This is a genomic window from Kitasatospora sp. NPDC038210 (genome assembly GCF_055600605.1).
This window is the reverse complement of record NZ_JBVJYK010000013.1, coordinates 256,517-275,558: the sequence shown is the minus strand read 5'-3', so window position 1 is coordinate 275,558 and position 19,042 is coordinate 256,517. Positions and strand designations below refer to the sequence as shown.

At 74.5% G+C, this 19,042-nt stretch carries 14 protein-coding genes; 5 read left to right on the top strand and 9 right to left on the bottom strand.

Annotation, left to right across the window (positions count from 1 at the left end; translation table 11 throughout):
- Positions 1 to 6 precede the first annotated feature (6 nt).
- The 3 genes from ACZ7KX_RS26465 (at position 7) to ACZ7KX_RS26455 (ending at position 2,634) form a co-directional block, all read left to right on the top strand.
- On the top strand, positions 7 to 1,131 hold the full coding sequence (locus tag ACZ7KX_RS26465) for an FAD-dependent oxidoreductase (RefSeq protein ID WP_470328643.1): 1,125 nt from the start codon (positions 7 to 9) through the stop codon (positions 1,129 to 1,131).
- Between the two features lie 168 nt (positions 1,132 to 1,299).
- Positions 1,300 to 2,199, top strand: a complete 900-nt coding sequence (locus ACZ7KX_RS26460) for an ATP-grasp domain-containing protein (protein ID WP_470328642.1) — start codon at positions 1,300 to 1,302, stop codon at positions 2,197 to 2,199.
- A 144-nt stretch (positions 2,200 to 2,343) separates the two neighbouring features.
- Positions 2,344 to 2,634, top strand: coding sequence for a hypothetical protein (locus ACZ7KX_RS26455; RefSeq protein WP_470328641.1), 291 nt, complete (start codon positions 2,344 to 2,346; stop codon positions 2,632 to 2,634).
- Positions 2,635 to 2,709: 75 nt separating this feature from the next.
- On the opposite strand, the gene ACZ7KX_RS26450 is transcribed toward ACZ7KX_RS26455, so the two are convergent.
- On the bottom strand, positions 2,710 to 4,047 hold the full coding sequence (locus tag ACZ7KX_RS26450) for a hypothetical protein (protein WP_470328640.1): 1,338 nt from the start codon (positions 4,045 to 4,047) through the stop codon (positions 2,710 to 2,712).
- Between the two features lie 169 nt (positions 4,048 to 4,216).
- Positions 4,217 to 5,128: a helix-turn-helix transcriptional regulator gene (locus tag ACZ7KX_RS26445; protein WP_470328639.1), complete on the bottom strand. Its 912-nt coding sequence runs from the start codon at positions 5,126 to 5,128 to the stop codon at positions 4,217 to 4,219.
- A gap of 114 nt (positions 5,129 to 5,242) precedes the next feature.
- Between ACZ7KX_RS26445 and ACZ7KX_RS26440 the strand changes: the two genes are divergently transcribed.
- Together ACZ7KX_RS26440 and ACZ7KX_RS26435 are read left to right on the top strand one after the other, a co-directional pair.
- Positions 5,243 to 6,736, top strand: a complete 1,494-nt coding sequence (locus ACZ7KX_RS26440; RefSeq protein ID WP_470328638.1) for an MFS transporter — start codon at positions 5,243 to 5,245, stop codon at positions 6,734 to 6,736.
- A gap of 47 nt (positions 6,737 to 6,783) precedes the next feature.
- Entirely contained in the window at positions 6,784 to 7,260 is a 477-nt protein-coding gene (locus tag ACZ7KX_RS26435) for a hypothetical protein (protein WP_470328637.1), read from the top strand.
- A 422-nt stretch (positions 7,261 to 7,682) separates the two neighbouring features.
- Here ACZ7KX_RS26435 and ACZ7KX_RS26430 read toward each other — a convergent pair whose 3' ends face one another.
- From ACZ7KX_RS26430 to ACZ7KX_RS26400, 7 genes are all read right to left on the bottom strand, one after another.
- Positions 7,683 to 8,072, bottom strand: coding sequence for an aggregation-promoting factor C-terminal-like domain-containing protein (locus ACZ7KX_RS26430; RefSeq protein WP_470328636.1), 390 nt, complete (start codon positions 8,070 to 8,072; stop codon positions 7,683 to 7,685).
- Between the two features lie 651 nt (positions 8,073 to 8,723).
- Positions 8,724 to 10,658 carry a hypothetical protein gene (locus tag ACZ7KX_RS26425; protein WP_470328635.1) on the bottom strand — a complete coding sequence of 645 codons (1,935 nt, stop codon included), beginning with the start codon at positions 10,656 to 10,658 and terminating at the stop codon, positions 8,724 to 8,726.
- A gap of 105 nt (positions 10,659 to 10,763) precedes the next feature.
- A complete protein-coding gene (locus tag ACZ7KX_RS26420; RefSeq protein WP_470328634.1) occupies positions 10,764 to 11,804 on the bottom strand; it encodes a zinc-dependent alcohol dehydrogenase family protein in 1,041 nt (346 codons plus the stop codon).
- Between the two features lie 237 nt (positions 11,805 to 12,041).
- The gene (locus tag ACZ7KX_RS26415) at positions 12,042 to 13,058 is read right to left on the bottom strand and encodes an AraC-like ligand-binding domain-containing protein (RefSeq protein WP_470328633.1); all 1,017 of its coding nucleotides are present in this window, start codon (positions 13,056 to 13,058) and stop codon (positions 12,042 to 12,044) included.
- Between the two features lie 100 nt (positions 13,059 to 13,158).
- On the bottom strand, positions 13,159 to 15,882 hold the full coding sequence (locus ACZ7KX_RS26410) for a helix-turn-helix transcriptional regulator (RefSeq protein WP_470328632.1): 2,724 nt from the start codon (positions 15,880 to 15,882) through the stop codon (positions 13,159 to 13,161).
- Between the two features lie 134 nt (positions 15,883 to 16,016).
- Positions 16,017 to 16,688 (bottom strand): TMEM175 family protein, encoded by a 672-nt coding sequence (locus ACZ7KX_RS26405; RefSeq protein ID WP_470328631.1) that lies wholly within the window; start codon positions 16,686 to 16,688, stop codon positions 16,017 to 16,019.
- A gap of 891 nt (positions 16,689 to 17,579) precedes the next feature.
- Positions 17,580 to 18,863 (bottom strand): alpha/beta hydrolase family protein, encoded by a 1,284-nt coding sequence (locus ACZ7KX_RS26400; RefSeq protein ID WP_470328630.1) that lies wholly within the window; start codon positions 18,861 to 18,863, stop codon positions 17,580 to 17,582.
- Positions 18,864 to 19,042: the final 179 nt, after the last annotated feature.

Here is a 19,042-nt window from a genome sequence, read left to right as displayed (position 1 = left end):
TGTGTGATGCGAGTTTCCGTTGTCGGAGCCGGTCTGGGAGGCCTGGCGCTCGCGCAGGGTCTGCGCGGAGCCGGGATCGAGGCCGAGGTGTTCGAGCGCGACCCGGGGATCGTCGCGCGGTTCCAGGGCTACCGGCTCGTGCTGGACCCGATCGGCTTCCAGGCGGTGCGCGACTGCCTGCCGGCCCGCTGGCACGCGCTGCTGGACGAGATCGTCACGGACGCCTCCGCCGACCAGCTGGTCCTGGACCCGCAGCTGAAGGAGATCGGCAGGCTCGGCGCCGGCCGGACCGGCATCGTCGTCGACCGGCAGGTGCTGCGACACCTGTTGCTGACCGGCCTCACCGTGCACACCGATGCCGCGCTCACCGGCTACGACCCGGCGGCCGACGGCACGGTCCGAGCCCGGTTCGCCCGCCGCGACCCGGCCACCGCCGACCTGCTCGTCGGCGCCGACGGCGTCACCTCCGCGGTCCGCGGGGTGCTGTCGCCGCAGACCACCCCGACCGACACCGGCGTCCGGTTCGTCATCGGCCGCACCCCGCTGACCGACGAGTTCGCCGACCTGTCCCGGGCCTACGGCTCGAAGATCACGGGCGGCGGCGTCAGCCTGCTGCTCGGCGCGATGCGCTTCCGTACCCCGCCGAAGCAGGCCGCCGAGTACCTGGCCCCCGACGTCACGCTGCCCGACATCGGCGACTACGTGCGCTGGGCCATGATCCTGCCGCCGAACGGCTCGCTCGGCGGTCTGACCGCGCAGGACGCCGTGCTGGCCAGGACGGAGGGCTGGCACCCGCAGCTGCGCGCGCTGATCGAGCAGGCCGACCCGGACAACAGCACGCTGCTGTCCATCCGGGTGGTCGAGCCCGGTGAGCGCTGGGCGTCCGGCCCGGTCACGCTGCTCGGCGACGCGATCCACGCCACCTCCCCGACCGGCGGCAACGGCGCGAACACCGCGCTGCGCGACGCCGACCTGCTGCGCCGCCGCCTGATCGAGGCCGACGAAGGCCGCCGGGACCTGCTCGACGCCGTCGGCGACTACGAGCGGCAGATGTTCGAGTACGGCGGCGAGGCCGTGCGCAGCAGTCTTGCCAAGCTGCCCGCGTTCGCCCCGGAGGCGAAGCTGTCCTGAAGCGAAGCTGTCCTGAAGCGGAGCCGTCCAGAAGCGGAGCCGTCCCGACGCGTGGTGCGGTGCGGGCGGTGCGGGCGGGCCGCCCCCGGGTGGTGATGGCATGATCGCAGCCGTTGTGCGGGTGCCGCCCCTTCCCGGTGCGGCCGGGGTCTTCGGCGGGAGAGTTGCATGAGTGCTGCACGGGTTGCTGTCGTCACCAGTGGGGTCGGCCTCGAATACGACGTGGATCTCCCGCTGATCGTGGACGCGCTGCGCTCCGGTGGGCTGTCGGCGGAGCCGGTGGTGTGGGACGCGGACGTGAACGCGGACCCCGGGGCCTGGGGCCGGTTCGACCTGGCGGTCATCCGATCGACCTGGGACTACGTGGAACGGCTCGACGAGTTCCTGGCCTGGGCGGACACCACGGCGGGCGCCACCCGGCTGTGGAACCCCGCGCCCGTGGTCCGCTGGAACAGCGACAAGCACTACCTGGGGGAGCTCGCCCGGAGCGGGGTCGCCGTCGTGCCGACCCGGTTCCTCGAACCCGGAAGCGCCTGCACCCCGGCGGACTTCGGCGGGGCGGACGGTGTGGTGGTCAAGCCGGCGGTCTCCGCGGGCGCCGTGGACACCGCGCGCTACGAGCCCGGCCGGCACGCGGAAGCCGCCCGTCACGCCCGGATGCTGCTGGAGCAGGGCCGCAGCGTGATGGTCCAGCCGTACCTGCCCCGGGTGGCCGAGGGAGAACGCGCGCTGATCTTCATCGGCGGCGCCTTCAGCCACGCGATCCGCAAGGACCCCCTGCTGACCGAGCCCGGTGTGATCGACAACGACCGGGTGCCGCACCTCGGCGTCGCACCGTACCGGCCGACCGAGGCGGAACTCCGCACCGCGTCGGCGGCACTGGCCGCGGTCCCGTCACCCGGCGCGCTGCTGTTCGCCAGGGTGGACCTGGTGCTGGACAACGCCGGGGAACCGGTCGTCCTGGAACTGGAACTCATCGAACCGAACCTGTTCCTCCGGACCGGCGCGGAAGGCCTGGGACGCCTCACCGAAGCCGTGGCAGCGCGAGCCGGAGCACAGCGGCGCTGATCCTGCGGAGGGTCGGGGAACCGGTCCTTCCGCGCCGCGGGCCCCCGGCGGCCACCACGGCACCGGCGGGTGCAACCGCATGCCCGGGCGATCGTGTCGTCTCCGGGGGACAGTGAGTCCGAGGCCGATGTCGAGGGGGCTGGGATGCGTCACGGGTGGCCGACCGACCAGGAGTTGCGGCAGATCTTCCACGAGGAACTGGAACGCGTGCTCGCGGGCGGTGGACCGCGATCCTGCACCGGGCTGGACGATGACACCGCCGAGGCGCTCTGGGCGATCGCCTCGGCGGAGCCCGCCGACCGCGAGGCGCTGGTGCCGGCCGCCTACCGGGCCTTCGCCGGGCAGCTGGACGGCAGCAACGCGGCTCGCGCGGACGAGGACCTGGAGCGCTGGTTCGAGGAGCGCGAGCAGCGGCGGCAGGGCGGGACGGGGTGAGGCACCGGACCCACCGGTCCGGCCCGCGGACAGGGCGGTGACCTGTCCGCGGACCGGAACGGTCGCGTCGGGCCGTCACGCGAAGCGCGAGCTCCGGACCGGGCCGGCCGAGCCGATGCGGTCGCGCGGGCCCGCGGCGGGCCAGCCGGTGGCGTGGGTGACGAAGGCCGTGAGGACGTCGTCACCGTCGGGCGGGGTCTGACCGTCCCCCTCCGGGGCGGTCGGAGCGGCGGCCAGGATCGCCTCGGCGAGTTCCTCGGCCGAGCGCCGGTCGGGCCCGGCCTCCTCCGGTTCGCCGTCCTCGCCGAACTGCAGGCCGGGCTCCCACGGGGCGTTCACGATCTGCCCCAGCAGGGTGGACACGTCGGCCGTGACCGCGGGCGGGTCGGTCCAGCAGGTGGCGTGCTCGAAGAGCAGCTGGCCCTCCGCCCGTTCGTGCAGCTGAGCCACCTCGGCGGGATCGCACTCGTTCAGGTCGTACGCGACCACCAGCACGTCCGGCTGCCCCGGCCGGAACGGCGCCGCCAGCACGCCGAGCAGCTGCGCCGCGGCCAGTCCGAGTGCCCGGCTGCCCCGATCGGTCAGCAGGGCGACCGACGCGGGCTTGCGGCCGGTCGCGGCCAGCACGGTGCGCAGGCGTTCCAGACCGTGGCGGCACTGGTCGAAGTCGTCCTGCAGGTAGGCCCAGCGGCCGGTCATGCCCTGGTCGTAGCCGTGCGGGGAGAGGGTGGTGAGCAGGCCACCGGTGAGCACGTGGTGCCAGCCGCGCAGGTCCCGGTCGTCGGCGGGAGGCAGGGCCGCGGCCCGCTCCAGCATCCGCCCGACCCGCTGCCCCGGGCCGACCCAGACGCCCTCGGGAGCCGACAGCGCCTCGTACACCTCGCGGGCCAGGGATATCCGGCCGGCCATCAGCGCGTTGTAGACCGTCAGGTACCGGTCGGGCCAGTCGCCGAGCCGGGCGTCGTGCTCGCGCAGCACGGCCAGTGCCTCGGTGTGCCGCTCGCAGCCCTCCAGGGCGGAGACCAGCTCCAGCAGCACCTTGCGCAGACCGGGCTGTCGGCTGCTCTGCTCCTCGGGCTTGCGGCGGAACAGGCCGGTGCGCGCCGCGGGGGCGGGCGGTGCCTGGACCAGGCGCAGCGCCTGCCGCAGCGCGGGGACGGCCACCGCGTCGATGCCGCGCTCGACGCAGGCGTAGCCGTAGGCGTAGAGCCGGTCGGCCTGCCCGGGCCCGGCCGCCAGCGCTGTCGAAGCCTCGGCCAGGTCCTCGAAGCCGGCACCCCTGGCCAACTCGGCCACCAGCGCTGCGGTCTCGGCGGGCGGGAGGCGGTCCGCGGCGGAGCGCAGCACCCGCATCGATCCCTGCGAGTCACCGGACTCGAAGAGCTTCCGGGCTTCGGACAGTTCGGTGGCCATGTGTCTCCGGGGTCGGGGTGTCAGGACCCCAGGATGATCGTCGACGGGCCGCCGCCCGGGCAACCCGGTTTCCGCCGGCGGTCCGCGACGGGCCCGCCGGCGGTCCGCCACGGGCCTTCCGGCGGTCCGCCACGGGCCTTCCGGCGGTCCGCCACAAGGACCCGGACGGTCAGCTCGTCGCGCTCCCCGCCCGGGGAGTGATGACGGGGGCCGTCCGGGAGGCGGCCCCGGAGGCGGTGAGGCTGCCGAGGAGGTTCAGCGCCTCCTCCGCCGGACTTCCGGGCGGGGCCGTGTAGATCACGAGGAGGTGGTGGGCGGCGCCGGGGACCTGGAAGGACTCGTAACCGAGCGTCAGCTCTCCGACGGCGGGGTGCCGGAAGCGCTTGGGACCGTGGGTCTTCTCGTGGACGTGGTGGGTGGCCCACAGCTTGCGGAAGGTCTCGCTGCCCAGCGACAGCTCGCCGACCAGGCGCACGAGTTCGGGGTCGTGCGGGTGACGTCCGGCGGCCATGCGCAGGATGCCGACCGTGGTGCGCGCGGCTTCGTTCCAGTCCAGGTGGATCTCGCGCGCGTCGGGGTCCAGGAAGATCCGGCGGGCCATGTTCCGTTCGCGCGGCGGGAGGTTGGGGAAGTCGGCGATCAGCGCGGCTGCCGGTCGGTTCCAGGCCAGGACGTCGTTGCGGTCGTTCATGATCATGGCGGGGACGGTCGGGACGGCCTCGACCACCTGCCGCAGGGTGGACCGCAGCCCGTCCCCCCGTCCACCGGCCGCTGACCTCGCCGCGGCACGGCGGGGCGGCCGGGCCAGGTCGTACAGATGGGCGCGCTCGGCCGGCCCGAGCCGCAGCGCCCTGCCGAGCGCGTCCAGGACCGCGTCGGAGGGCCGGTCGGCGCGCCCCTGCTCCAGGCGGACGTAGTAGTCGGTGCTCAGCCCGACGAGCTCCGCGACCTCTTCGCGGCGCAGGCCGGGCACCCGGCGCCGGCCGGTCGCCGGCAGGCCCGCGTCGGCGGGTGACACCAGGGCTCGCCGGGCGCGGAGGTAGTCGCCGAGGCTGCCGGCGATCATGATCGGGTCGGCCATGCGCCCCAGTATGGGGGGCGCCGGCTGGGGTGCACCGGCCGGAAGGTGGCCCTGTCATTCCCAGGGAACGGCGGTCTCTTCATCCGCCGATGCCGGTTGCGAACGATCGAGGGCATGTCCACACCTTCCTCTCTCGATGATCACGGGCGCGGCTACTGGCCCACGGTGGTCGCGGTCGGTTCCGCCAGCATGATGCTGCCGTTCTCCGTGACCGGGGCCGCCGTGGCCCTGCCGAGCATGGCCGCCGACCTGGGCTCCTCGGTCGGTGCCGCACAGTGGATGCTGAACGCCTTCAACATCACCTTCGCCGCGCTGCCGCTCGCGGCCGGCAGCCTCGCCGACCGGCTCGGCAGGCGCCGCGTCCTGCTGACCGGCATCGCCCTGGTCGGAGCGGTGTCCCTGCTGGTCGCACTGGCACCCTCCATGGCCGTGGCCGACGCGGCCAGGGCCGTCCAGGGGTGCGGGGCCGCGGCCGTGCTGGCCTCGGGAGCAGCGGTGCTGGCCCACTCCACGTCCGGGCGGCGCCGGCAGCTGGCCTTCGGCATCCTCGGCTCCTCCTTCGGTACGGGCCTGGCGACCGGGCCGCTGTTCGCCGGAGCGCTGGTCGAGTCGGCCGGCTGGCGGTCGGTGTTCGTCCTGGTCGCGGCGATGTCCGTCCCCGCCTGGCTGTGCGCCACCCGGGCCCCGGAATCCCGCAACCCCGTCCGGCCCGCCCTCGACGTGGCCGGGCCGGTCGCCTTCACGGCCGGGCTGGCCTGCCTGTCCTTCGCCTTCGTCCGGGCCGGATCCGCCGGTTGGAGCGCGCCGAGCACCCTGCTGCTGCTCGCGGCGGCCGTGGCGCTGGTCGCGCTGTTCGCTGCGGTCGAGGCCCGGCTGGGGGAGCGCGCGATGTTCGACGTCCGCCTGTTCCGCAGGCCCGGATTCGTCGCGGTGGTCTGCCAGCCCTTCACGGTCACCCTGGGCTTCGTCATCCTGCTGGTCTACCTGCCCGCCTACCTCCAGGGCGTCGCCGACCGCACCGCCGTGGCCGGCGGCCTGCTCCTGCTGCCGATGACCGCCCCGGTCCTGCTCCTGCCGCTCGCCGCCGGTCACCTGGCCGCACGTACCTCCGTGCGAACGGTGCTGACCTGTGCCTCCGCACTGATCGCGGTCGGATCCCTGCTCCTGGTGACCCTGCACAGCAACGGAACATGGGCGGAACTGGCGCTTCCCCTGCTGCCCTTCGGCGCCGGCGTGGGACTGGCGTTCGGGGTCATGGACAACGCCGCCGTGAGCACCGTCCCGGTCCGGAACGCCGGAGCCGCGGCAGGCATCTTCAACACGATGCGCATCACCGGCGAGTCCGTCGCCGTAGCGGGCGCCGCGGCCCTGCTCACCACGCTCACCGCCACCCGGCTCCACGGCGGCGGCCTCCCCTCCGCCTCGGCAACCCGGATCGCCGGGCGAGCCGTCCAGGGACAGGTGGCCGGCGCGCATCACGCAGCGCTGGCAGAAGGCTTGACCAGCGCCTTCCACACGCTCGGCCTCGTCCTGGCGGCCCTGTCAACGCTCGGCGCGGTCCTCACCCACCTCGCGCTCGCACCCCACCGCACTGCCGAGCAGCCGTGACGCCGCCGCAGCCCTTCGTGCCGGAGCGGCCGGGATAGGTTGCGGGCATGGTGGAGACGGGTGTGGAGAGCGTGCGGGCCGACTACGAGCGGCTGGCCCAGCGGGTCCGTAACGAACTCGCCGCGGCCGGGCTGCCGGTGGTCGCGCCCGGTCTGGCCGTCGAGGTGGCCGTCGGTGCGGAGGTCATCGTCGACATGGCGGACCACCTCTTCTGCGACGAGGGGGATCCGGAAGTCGTCGTGACCTGGAGGGTCGGCCCCCAGCTGCGGAGCAATGTCATCGACGACGCCAGGCATCAACGAGGGGTCACCGCGGCGATCCGGCAATGCGGAGAGGTCGAGGCCGCCATGGCCCACGCGATGATCGCGATCCTGTCGGCGGCCGGATTCACCGCCCGGAACCACGGCAACGACCTGAGCCCGTTCGACGTCCAGGTCCTCGCCGGTCCCCAGCCCGACCGAAGGCCGGGCTGGGCCCTCCCGGATGAGAGCCCGGTTCCGCCCGGCGGGTCCGAGGCCGGCTGACGACGGGCCGTCTGCACGGCAACCGGTTCGGGGCGGATGCCCGACTGCACGCGGCGGCGTGCTGTTTCCCGACCGCCTCACCGACGTCGAGGGCGTCACGGCCGAGGCGCGGGCGTCACGGCCGAGGCGCGGGCGTACCGGCGGTACGTGGCCAGGCTGCGCGATCCGCTGCCCCTGCGGGCGGGCCGGCCGGGCAGCGTCGGGTTCGGCGCCACGAGGCGGCCGCGCGCCGTGCGTTGATCGATGGCGGGTCGCGCGACCGCGTGGCCGGGCCCGGGTGGGTGCGGCGTTGTGGACGCACCGAGGGGCCCGGTGCGCGTGGTGTGCGCACCGGGCCCCTCGGAGGTGGTCCCGGTCGGCCCCGGATTCGGCTTGTGGCGTCCGTCGCGGGGCGGGCGGGTGACCGGCGGGTGTGGGGCCGGTCAGTAGTTGTGGTGGATCTGCCAGTAGGCCCAGGCCTGGTTGGGGCTGCCGTAGCGGCTGTTCATGTAGTCGTAGGCCCACTTGATCTGGGTGGAGGCGCTGGTCTTCCAGTCGGCGCCGGCGGAGGCCATCTTGTTGCCGGGCAGTGCCTGGCCCAGGCCGTAGGCGCCCGAGGAGGGGTTGGTCGCGGTGACGTTCCAGCCGCTCTCGTGGGAGATGATCTGGCTGAAGGAGGCGAGCTGGTCGGCGGGGACGATGCTCGCGGCCAGCTCCTGCGGCGTGGTGGCCGAGGCGGCGGTCGGGACGACGGCGGCGCCGATGACGGCGATGCCGGCGGCGGCGGTGAGCAGGGCGGCGGACTTGCGCATGCGGGTGGCGATCACGGGCATGTGGGAGTTCGACCTCAATCATGGGGGTGCCTCGTCCCGCGGCTCGGCCGGCCCGGCAGGGCCGGCGGGCGGGAGTCGACACCGGGGCGGTCACGGATGGTGACCGCCGGCGGAAGTTGCGGCAGTGGATCGGACCACCGCCGCAGCTGGCGACTCAGCCATTGTTAGCGGGCTCGGCGGCCGGGTCCAAGGGGTGCCCGCTACGACGCGGCGTCGTAGCCGAGCCGGGTGGATGTGTCCGGGGGCGGCCGGCTCGCTACCCGCCATCCAGGCAGGCAAACCTGGATATATTCGGACATTTACGTCAGTCTTCGCCGGTTTGTGCCGGGAAATGCTGGGGCTCCGGGCACAGGCACGGCAGCACGGCAAGGGCCGTGGCCGGCCGGTCCGACACCGGCGGGGGGACGGAGGGAGCGACCCACTAGGAAGGGTAGGAGATGCGTGGAGCGCGTGACAACCGTCACGGGCCACCCCGGTCCGAGACCCGGCCGGAGGGGATCCAGCTCACATCGCGGTGACGGTCGGCAACCACCCGGTGGCGCCGGCCCGCGCTCGCCGAGGCGGTGCGGGAACCGCAGGAGATCGTCCGCTGCCGGGTCGACGTCAGCCGCCCAGGCCGGAGGCGGGAAGCCGGGCTCAGGCCGGTACGGCCTATCCCCTGGCCAGGGTGTCCCGCAGCCGCACGTGCCTGAACTGGTACACGGCCCCCACCTGCTGCAGGACGCCGCGCTGGTGGGCGTCCCGGAGGAAGCGCATCAGGCGCCACGGAAGGCGGCCCCACAGGGCGTGGCGGACACGGACGACGCTGTACGCGCCCCAACGGGAGGCGAAGAGGACGCCCAGCGGGAGTGACACCACGGGCGCGGCCTGGGAGTAGGCGACGGGTAGGCCGGTGTCGGCGAACCCGACGCCGAGGTGCACGGCCGCAGTGGCCAGGACGTGGTTGACGGCCAGGATCCCGGCGAACGTGGCCGCGAGCAGGGCGAGTGAGGACCGGCGTTGCCGGCGCAGCAGACGGTGCGGGTCCATCGCCTCGGCGTCCACCTCGTGGCGGCTCTGGACCAGCTGGACGACCTGGAGGGGCAGCACGGTCAGGTTCGCCAGGCCGCCGAGGGCCAGCAGCGGCAGCGGCATTCTGCCGAATCCGTGACCGGCCCACCCCAACAGCAGCAAGGCCACGGAGCCCAACAGCGAGCCGAGCACCACGCCCCGGGGATCCATCCCGATGCCGCCGAACCGCTGCCTGTTCGAAGCGCCCAGTCTGGCGATCACGCCGCACGACATGCCGACCGTCCCGATCGATCCCCACAGGAATCCCCAGGGCACGCCCGAGCCGCCGATCAGCCGGGTGGCCGTGACGACCAGCGCGAACCCGGCGGTGACCGTCAGTCCGATGTCCACGCCGGTGACGCCCGGCGGCCGGTAACTCTCCAGGCGCCACCAGGCGAGGTCGTTGCCGCCGAGCCTGATCGACTCGCGGGCCAGGAAGGCGAGCCACCGCCGGCTCCGATCGGGGGCCCACCGCCGCCGCCACCAGGCCGGGGCGTTGCGAGCCACGGGGCCGGTGTCGAAGACGGTGGGCACCAGGTTCGAGAGGAGGTGGTCGGCAAGCCGGTCGGCCGTGGCGGTCCGGGCGAGTTCGGCCAGAGCGGCGGGCTCGCGGCCGCTTCCGGCGCGGTACACGGTTCGGGCCAGTGCGAGCAGCGCGGGGTTGGCCAGCGTCTGCGCGAGGGGCCCCTGCGGCTCGTCCTGCAGGAGGTCGAGCACGTGCCGCCAGCGTGCCTGCTGCTCGGTGCCGCCCGGCGCCGTGAGGTAGCGGCGTACCGCCTCGGGGCCGACGGGGCGGGCCTGGATCACGGTGGCGCCGGGAACGGCGAAGCCCTCGCGGTCGAGCGCGCGGTACTCGGCGGTGCGGCAGGTCAGCACCAGCGGGGTGCGGTCGTCGAGGATCCGGTTGATCCCGCTGAGCGCTGCGGCGCGCCGCGCGGCCGGCAGCTCGTCCAGACCGTCGAGCACCGGCAGGATCAGGTGGGAGTCGAGCAGCTGCGATGCCCTCTCCACGCCACGGCGCCCACGCCCGAGCGTGGGGTAGTCCTCGGTGAGCCGGCGGTGCATCCAGGTGGTCACGTGCTCGATGGCCGGGTCCCAACTGTCCAGGGCCAACAGGACGGGGACCGGCTGGTCGGGCCGGCGGTCGGTGAGCAGGCCGAGGAGCAGGAGCACGGCCGTACTGGTCTTGCCCGCACCCGCCGGGCCGAGGATCACCAGGCGACCGGGGCCCGCCAACCGGCGGAAGTGACCGGGGAGTTCGGCTCCTCGGGCCGGTTCGGCCCGGACGGTTCCGGTGGCCCCGCCGTTCTCGGTGTCCCAGTCGACGGGTATCGGCTCGCCGCCGAACAGACCGCGTATGGCCGCCTCCGCCCGCCACTGTGCGTCGACCGCGCGGGCCAGTCGACGGGCTGCTCGGGTCACGTGGTCGTCGGGTTCCACGTGGACGTGGGTGATGTGGACGTCACCGACCTCGCCCGCCTGGACGACGACCTCGGCGTTCCCCGAAAAACTGTTGTCCACCTTGCGGTCCACCACGCCCGTTCCCCCATCTGGTCGGCGCCGCTGGGCGGCATGCTCCCACAGGAGGAGCACACGGCGCCCGGTTTCGCCGAGTTCCCCACGGGGGCGGGCGGCCGACGCCTACGGTGCGACGAGCACCGCGACGCCGGTCACGCGGTCGGCGGCGAGGTCCGCGAGTGCCGTGTCCGCCTGGCGCAGGGGGTAGCGGGTCACGTGGACCGCCGGGCGGGTGCGGGCCGCCTCGGCGAGGAACGCCAGGCCGTCGGCCCGGGTGTTGGCGGTGACGCTGCGCAGCGTCCGTTCCTGGAAGAGGTGCCGCTGGTAGTTCAGGGCCGGGATGTCGCTGAGGTGGATGCCGGCGACGGAGAGCGTGCCGCCGCGGTCCAGGGCCGCGAGGGCGACCGGCACGAGTTCGCCGACCGGCGCGAAGAGGATGGCGGCGTCCAACGGCTCCGGTGGCGGGTCGAAGGAGTCACCGGCGAAACCGGCGCCGAGCTCCAGGGCCAGGCGCCGTGCGTTCGCGCCGCGGGTGAACACGTGCACGCGGGCGCCCCGGGCGAGGGCGACCTGGGCGGTCAGGTGCGCGGAGGCGCCGAATCCGTAGATGCCCAGGAGCCCGCCCGCCGGCAGCTGTGCCCGCTCCAGGGCGCGGTAGCCGATGATCCCGGCGCACAGCAGCGGAGCCAGTTCCTCGGCCGGCGGGTCCTCGGGCAGCCGGTAGGCGAACCGGGCGTCCGCGGTGACGTGTCCGGCGTAGCCGCCGTGCCGGTCCCAGCCGGTGTAGCGCGAACCGGGGCAGAGGTTCTCCCGCCCGCTCCGGCAGTAGGTGCAGCTGCCGCAGGTCCCGGCCAGCCAGGCCACCCCGGCCCGGTCCCCGACGGCGAAGCCCTCGACCGCCGGGCCGGCCGCCCGTACGCGCCCGACCACCTCGTGCCCCGGCGTGCACCGGGCCGTCCGAGGGGCGAGGTCCCCCTCGGCGAGGTGCAGGTCGGTGCGGCACACGCCGCAGGCCTCCACCTCCAGCATGATGTCGTGCGGCCCGGGGGCGACCAGCGGCCGCCGCTCCCACACCAGCGGCGCCGGGTGTGCCGGGCCGACCGGCCCGGGATGTTCCACCACCCAGCCCTCGGTCGTCCCCGGTACGGGGCCCGCCGTGTCCATCGCTGCCTCCCGCCTGTCCGCGCCTGTCCGCCGCCGTCCGTCCGGCCGGGTCGGAGCCGCCCGTGCCGAGCCCGGAGGGCGGGTGCTCATCGGTCGTCGGCGTGGCGCGGGACGTGGCCCGGAGGATCCGGCGGTCGAGGTCGATCACGAGGGCGGAGCGGCCGCTACCTCCAGCGTGCGCCGCGGACGGCGGAACCGCGTGCCGGCCGCCGGCCGCGGCGATCGCCCGGCACGGCATCAGGCGACGGCCCCGGAGGGCGCCGCTTCGCCGGGGGCCGTGGGCCGGAGCCGGGTGGTGGCCTGCCACTCGCGCGGGGACATGCCGTACGTCGTCCGGAAGGACCGGCTGAAGTGGGAGGGGCTCACGAAGCCCCAGCGGTGGGCCACCGCCGATATGGCCGGCATCGTCCTGGCCGGACGGGACAGCTCGCGTCGGCAGCGGTCCAGCCGTTCGCGCTGTACCCAGCGGCCGACCGTCGTCCCCTCGGTGCTGAACAGCTTGTGCAGGTAGCGCACCGAGATGTGATGCGCTTCGGCGATCCGGGCGGGGGAGAGGTCGGGCTCACCCAGGTGACGCAGGATGTAGTCCTCGATCCGGGCGAGCATGCCCCGAGCGGCCTCCGGAGGCTGCCGGACCGGCAGGCCCTGATGCTCGCGGACCAGCACCGCCAGCAGGTCGGCGGTGGTCAGGGCGAGCCGGTGGCCGGTGCCGGGGTCGAAGTCGGCCGCCTGGGCCGCTAGCCGGTTCAGGTAGCCGGCGATCAGCCCGGAGGTTCCCGAACTGCCGTTGAACACCGTCCCCGTGACGGCCCGCAGTTCGTCGTCCGTCACCCCGAGGGCCGCCTTGGGCAGCCGGAACGCGGTGATGCGGAAGGGTTCGGGATGCTCCCGCCGGTACGGGCGGCCCGCGTCCGAGCAGGTGAAGGCTCCCGGTTCCACCAGCACCTGCCGGTCGTCCTGGGTGAGCCGGGCGGTGCCCCGGTGCTGGAGGGTGACCGTCAGGAACTCCGCACCGCCCTGGGAGATGCGGCGCCTGTTGCGTGACACGGTCTGCGGGCCGGCCTCGACCTCGGATATCCGGAGCGGGCCGAGGCGCCGGCTGGTGATCGTCCCGACCGGGCAGGCGTCCTCGTGCGCGATGAGGTCGAGCGGGACGAACGTGCCGGACACCAGCGCGTGCCAGTGTCCGGCGCGGTCGCGGGGTGACATCGCGGGGGACGTGTGCGGGGGCAGGGTGACGAGGGTGACGGACATGAGGGCTCCGTGTGCAGTGCGGGTGGTTCTCCCACCCACTCTCAAGCCGATCGGCGCCCCGGCCATCCGTCACATGACTTGCGTCGTCACAGGCCGGGCGTCACAGGCCGGGCCCGGGGCCGGCCTCCCGCTCCACGACGTCGCGCAGCTGGCTGCGCGAGGTCACGCCGAGAGCCGGAAAGACCTGGTAGAGGTGGGTCCCGACGGTCCTGGGCGACAGGAACAGCCGCTCGCCGATCTGCCGGTTCGTCAGGCCCTGCGCCGCGAGCCGTACGATCCGCTGCCGCTGCGGGGTCAGGGAGCGCAGTGCGCTGTGCCGGGCCGTGTCGACGGTGATGCCCGCCGCCCGCAGTTCCGCCTCGGCACGCGCCGCCCAGTGGCCGGCGCCCAGACCGTCGAAGATCTCGCGGGCCTTCGTCAGGGCCGTCCGGGCCTCCGCGATCTGCCGCTGCCGCCGCAGCCACTCGCCGTACTCCAGCCAGACCTGGCCCCGTTCGAACGGCCAGCGCTGTCCGGCCGGGTCCTCCAGTGCTTCGCGGAAGTGCGCCCCGGCCGCGTCCGGTTCGGCCAGGAGCGCGGCGGCCCGGAGCAGGATCTGCCGCAGCCGCGCCGAGGCGCCCTCGCCGACCACGGCGTTCACCGCCTGCAGGGCGGCCCGTGCCTGCCCGGCGTGACCGGTGAGGACGGCGGCCGCCGCGTGGTCGGCGACCGCGTAGCACGACAGGTGGTAGTGCACCGGTGCGCCCGAGCCGTCGAAGACGGAGCTCAGGTGCAGGTGGGCGGCGTGGTGGTCGCCGAGGGCGGTGGCCGCGAGACCGGCCGCCCGGCGGGCCCGGACCACGGTGGCGAGCGCCCGGGCCGGCTCGGTGACGGCGAGCGCCGCCGAGGCGTGGCGCAGCGCCGCTTCGGGCTCGCCGGTCACGGCGCACACGGTGGCGAGGGCGGTGAGCGCCCGCGCCGAGCCGAGGTTGCGGTGTCCGGCCAGGAAGCGTTCCGCGAGCCGTTCGACGCCGAGGCGTGCGTCGGCCCACCGGCCGCAGTCGACGTTGGCCCAGGCCAGGTCCGCGGCGGTCATTCCCGCGTGGAAGTCGGCCGCGTCCTCCCACTGCGGATTGACCGTGTCGCCGAGCAGGCTCACCGCCGTCTCGGTCTCGTCCAGCAGCATGCTCAGGACACCGAGGGTGTGGGTTTCGGTCGGGATGAGGCCGGGTGCGGCAGCGGCCGAGGGAAGCAGGGCCCGTACGGCGTTCCCGTGGGTGAAGGGGTCGGTGACGCCGATGTCCCACAGGCGGTACGTCCGGCCTGCCGCGTCGGCGTCCTCCGCCGCGCGGGCCGCCAGCATCGGCCGGATCCGCTCCCGCTGGGCGGCGATGCCCGAGTGGTAGACGATCCCGGTTGCGATGGTGGACACGTCCTCGGAGAGCCCCGTGGTCGAGTCCTCCTCGCCGACGACGAGGGCGAAGGCCCGTTCCAGGCGCAGCATCAGCATGGCGACCAGCCCGTTCATGGCGCTGATCCAGCTGGTCGCGGCCGGACCGGCAGCGAGCTGCGAGGCCTGGGAGCCGAGGGCCTCGGCCCGCTCCAGGTCCCCGACCAGGATGGCGGTGTAGGCCGCGGTCGACAGGAGCCTGGTCCGTTCGCCCGCGTCCGGGTGGAGCTGGGCGGCCCGTTCCATGCCGGCCAGGGCTTCGGCGACGGCGCCCCGGCCGAACGTGCGCATGGCGGTGGCCTCCAGGGCCGCGGCGACCTCGGCGTCGGGGGACACCGTCGCCGCCGACAGCTGCCAGGCCCGCCGGTCGGGGTCTGCACCGAGCGCGGCGGCCAGTGCCAGGTGCGCGCGCCGCCGCTCGGCGAAGGGGACGGCGCCGTAGACGGCGGAACGCACCAGCGGGTGACGGAACTCGATCCGGTCCGCCCGCACGTGAACCAGCCCCGCCCGCTCGGCGGGCAGCCACACCTCCATGTCCGAGCCCGGCGGCAGGGCGGCCAGGACGTCCGACAGGGCCGCGCCCTCCGCCGCGGCCGCGATCAGCAGCGCCTCGCGGGTGGCCTGGGGCAGGCCGTCCGCCTGGGCGGCGAAGGTGCTCTCCAGCAGGTCGGTGACCGGCACCGGTCCCATCGGCGGGAGCAGGCCGTCCCGCGCCGCCTGCCGGGACAGCTCGATGAGGGCGAGGGGGTTGCCGGCGGCGGTGGCCAGCACCTGGCGGCGGGCCGGGCCGACCGGCGGCTCGGGCTGCGCACCGAGCAGCTCCTCCGCCTCGGCCGGGGACAGGGGAGCCACCACCACCTGCGGCACCGTCGAGTCCAGCCAGTCGGGCCGGTGGGTGCCGCGGGCCGCGACGAGCAGCCCGATCGACTCGCCCGCGAGCCGGCGGGCGAGGAAGCCCAGGACCTGGCAGCTTCCCTGGTCGAGCCACTGGGCGTCGTCGACGGCGAGCAGCAGGCGGCCCGTGGACGCGATCTGGGAGACGAGCGTCAGCACGGCCAGGCTCACCATCATGGGGTCCGGTGGGGCGAGGTCCTCGCCGAGCCCGAAGGCGCCGAGCAGGGCGGCCCGCTGGCGGGCCGGCAGGCCGTCGACCCCGTCTCCGAGGACGGGCAGCAGCAACTGGTGGAGGCCGGCGAAGGCGAGTTCGCTCTCGGCGACGCTGCCCCGCACCCGCAGGACGCGGGTGTGTTCGCGTTCGGCCTCCTCGACCGCGTCGTCCAGCAGCAGGGTCTTGCCCACCCCCGCCTCCCCGAGCAGCAGGACTGCGGGGGACGCCGACCGAGGGGAGAGCACGTCGGCGATGACCGCCCGCTCCTGTTGACGACCGATCACCATGGAACTCCTGAAGCAGTGTGACGACGGCGGGACCGTCGTCCGTTCGAACGAGCGGACGAGGTGCGCGAACGTCGGAGCATATCGGTCGTTCCGTCGGGCGGTCCGGTCGCGGACGGTGGTCCGCGCGACCGGTGTCAGCGTGGCGTCACGGGTGTCCGTCGGACGGGTGCCAGCTGGTCGAAGCAGTAGTAGACGGCGAGGACGGCATGGGTGGCGAGCATGGCGACGGGGCTGAGGTAGGCGATCCCGACCGTGGCCAGGTAGGCCAGGCCGCCGAGGCTGAAACGGCGCATCGCGGCGTTCACGTCGGCCCGGGGGACGGGGGTGCGCAGGGCGCGGGCGTCGCGGGTGAAGGAGAGGAACAGCAGGGTGAAGGCGAGGCCCATGGCGACCATGGTGGCCGCGTAGACGGCGGCCGCGGTGTGGGCGTCGGTGTCCTCCGCCGTGAGGTAGGTGGCGAGCAGGCGGGTGGGGAACGGGATGACGGAGACGGTGAGGAGGAGGAAGAGGTTGGCGAAGAGGGTCCGCCGGTCGACGCGGCGCGCCAGTGCGCACATGGCGTGGTGGTTGATCCAGATGATGCCGATGACGAGGAAGCTGACGAGGTAGGCGAAGTAGGAGGGCCACTGGTGGGCCAGGGCCCCGGCGAGGCTCTGGCCGTGGAGGCCGTCGGGTTCGGGGACGTTCAGGTCCAGGACGAGCAGGGTGATGGCGATGGCGAAGACGCCGTCGCTGAAGGCCTCCAGGCGGGCGGTGCTGAAGTCGGTGGTGTCCCGGCGGGACGGTTCGGGCGTGGGGGTGCTCATGGGGTCTCCGGTGAGGGTCGATGACGCCGGTCGGGGACAACTCTCCCGGTGGGGCGGGCCCGGACCCGCCGGGGTGACGTCGGCGGTGTGTCAGGCCACGTGCCACTCGCGGCGCTCGCCGCCTGGCTCAGGGCGAGGACGGCAACCTCCTGCCGACAGCAACCCCCTTCCCTTCAGGGAGCAGATGGTGACATCCACACTGCCGCCTACCGACTGTGTGCCGAGTGCGGGCGTAGGGGCAGGCGCGCTCCGCAGCGGTCCGGCAGCCCGCCGGGGCCGGGCGTCGGCCATCGCGGCCGGCCTGTTCTGCACGGCGGGCATCGCCCCGCTGGCGCTGCCCGGGGCTGCCCACGCGCAGGGAACCCGCACGGTCCAGGGCCCCACCACCACCGACTCCCGCCTCGTCGTGGCCGCGGGCGGCGGCGGGGCCGGTGAGGTCTTCGGCTCGTCATGCCCGGGAAGCCAGGGCGGGGACGCAGGCCGGCCGGGCGCGAACGGAACGTGCAACGGGGGAGCCGGCGGCGGGGCGGGAACGGCCGGCCCGGGCGGGGCCGGCGGCGTGGCCACCGGCGGTACGGACGGCGCGCCCGGCACGCTCGGAACCGGCGGCAACGGCGGTGCCGGCACCGGCGGACCCGGGCACGGCACGCCTGGTCCTCGACGTCAGGAGGTGCGCCGCCGCGGGGCGGGTCCGTCTTCTTCCGGACCCCGGGGTGCACGTCGTCACGGCCGTCTGCAGCGGCGACTCCGTCTACCAGAGCGGCAGCCCGGAGACCATCTCGGTGACGGTCTCCTGACCGCGACGGGCTCCTGCCGGACGATCCGGCAGGAGCCCTGTCGGTCCGGGAGGCGGCCGCACCCCCGTCGCGGCCGCCCGCCGTCGTGCCGGACCTACGGGTGGTAGACGACCTCCGGGAAGGCCTTCGACGGTCCGTCGAGCAGGTCGCCGCAGTGCCGGTTGCGCAGGTGGAGGTCGAAGAAGGCGCGCGGGTAGGCCTGTTGGATGAGGATGCCGCGGTCGGGGTCGAGGGTGCCGACCTGGGACTGGATCTGCTGCTCGGTCATGCCGAGGAGCTTGCCCGCCTGGGGGATCAGCGTCATGTCGTCGCCGTACGAGGTGTGCAGGGCGCCGGTGGCCTGGACGTCGAGGCGCCAGCCGCGCAGGTGGCCCCAGAAGGTCTCGACGTACGGGCTGGCCGCCCGGGTGTAGGCGGCGGTCATCAGCATGAACGGCCGGTCGATGTCGGTGGTGATGGCGGGGTTCGACTCCATCCGGCCGTCCATGGTGAGGCCGGCGCGGATGCGCGGGTCGGCGACCATGGCGAGGGCGGCGGCGGTGCCGCCCTTGGACCAGCCGGAGACACCGATGTTCCGCGCGTCCAGGCCGCCGAGCAGGCCGGTCGGCAGGGTGCGGCCGTCGACGTCGGGGTTGCGTCCGTTGGCCATGTCGACGACGCGTTCGAGGAGGAAGAGCAGGTCGGCGGCGTAGTCCTTCGGGTACAGCCCCGGGGCGACGCCGTCCCGGGTGACGACGGTCCCGTCCGGGAACTCGGTGATGCCGTCATGGGTGTGGTCGACGGTGACCACGGCGAAGCCGTGGCTGGCCAACTCCTGGACCACGACGGTGTGGTCGGCGCGGTGGCTGCCCGCGCCGTGCGAGTAGAGCACGACGGGCAACGGCCGGCCGGTCCGGTGGACGGGCGCGCCCTGGTGGCCGGACGTGAGCGGGGCGAGGGAGGGGTCGAGCGGGAAGCCGACGTCGTCGAGGAAGGCCTTCAGGGCGCCCGCGGTCATCCAGGGGGCGATCGGGTACGCGTCGGCGTGCGCTACCCGGGCCGGGTACCAGACGGTGGCCATCAGCTCGCGGAACCGTCCGGGTCTGGCGTTCGGGTCGAGCCGGGACTCGTCGCGCAGGTGCAGCGGCACCATGCCCACCGGGAAGGGGCCGGTGGGAGCGGGCAGGGTGAGCCGTGCGGGGGCGGCGGGGACGGTGCCGGTGGCTGCGGATCCGGGAGCGGCTGAGGCGGCGCGGGCGAGGCCCAGCGGTGCGACGGCGCCCAGGGCGAGGGCTGCGCCCAGCACGCGGCGGCGGGTCGGTGCGGTACGGCGTACGACCGGCACGGTGTTCCTCGGCGCGGCGTCCGTCGGAATGGTGTCCATCGGCGTGGTGTCCATGCCCGGAAGGCTGTCACGCGGGGCCGATGGGGGACATCGGCCCAGGGATTGACCGTCCGTCACCTCGCATGGGCCCACGGGTTTACATCCCCGGGCTGACGCGGAACGGATGCGGACGCCTGGTCCACCGTGGCGTCGGCCTGATCCGGGCGTCCGACAGCTCCGAAGGCCGGGACACC

Bases quoted from the DNA above. Each gene is read 5' to 3' on its own strand.
- ACZ7KX_RS26440 (WP_470328638.1), top strand. From the start codon at position 5,243: ATGTCCACACCTTCCTCTCTCGATGATCACGGGCGCGGCTACTGGCCC.
- ACZ7KX_RS26460 (WP_470328642.1), top strand. From the start codon at position 1,300: ATGAGTGCTGCACGGGTTGCTGTCGTCACCAGTGGGGTCGGCCTCGAA.
- ACZ7KX_RS26465 (WP_470328643.1), top strand. From the start codon at position 7: ATGCGAGTTTCCGTTGTCGGAGCCGGTCTGGGAGGCCTGGCGCTCGCG.
- ACZ7KX_RS26435 (WP_470328637.1), top strand. From the start codon at position 6,784: ATGGTGGAGACGGGTGTGGAGAGCGTGCGGGCCGACTACGAGCGGCTG.
- ACZ7KX_RS26415 (WP_470328633.1), bottom strand. From the start codon at position 13,058: ATGTCCGTCACCCTCGTCACCCTGCCCCCGCACACGTCCCCCGCGATG.
- ACZ7KX_RS26450 (WP_470328640.1), bottom strand. From the start codon at position 4,047: ATGGCCACCGAACTGTCCGAAGCCCGGAAGCTCTTCGAGTCCGGTGAC.
- ACZ7KX_RS26455 (WP_470328641.1), top strand. From the start codon at position 2,344: ATGCGTCACGGGTGGCCGACCGACCAGGAGTTGCGGCAGATCTTCCAC.
- ACZ7KX_RS26410 (WP_470328632.1), bottom strand. From the start codon at position 15,882: ATGGTGATCGGTCGTCAACAGGAGCGGGCGGTCATCGCCGACGTGCTC.
- ACZ7KX_RS26405 (WP_470328631.1), bottom strand. From the start codon at position 16,688: ATGAGCACCCCCACGCCCGAACCGTCCCGCCGGGACACCACCGACTTC.
- ACZ7KX_RS26400 (WP_470328630.1), bottom strand. From the start codon at position 18,863: ATGGACACCACGCCGATGGACACCATTCCGACGGACGCCGCGCCGAGG.
- ACZ7KX_RS26420 (WP_470328634.1), bottom strand. From the start codon at position 11,804: ATGGACACGGCGGGCCCCGTACCGGGGACGACCGAGGGCTGGGTGGTG.
- ACZ7KX_RS26430 (WP_470328636.1), bottom strand. From the start codon at position 8,072: ATGCCCGTGATCGCCACCCGCATGCGCAAGTCCGCCGCCCTGCTCACC.
- ACZ7KX_RS26445 (WP_470328639.1), bottom strand. From the start codon at position 5,128: ATGGCCGACCCGATCATGATCGCCGGCAGCCTCGGCGACTACCTCCGC.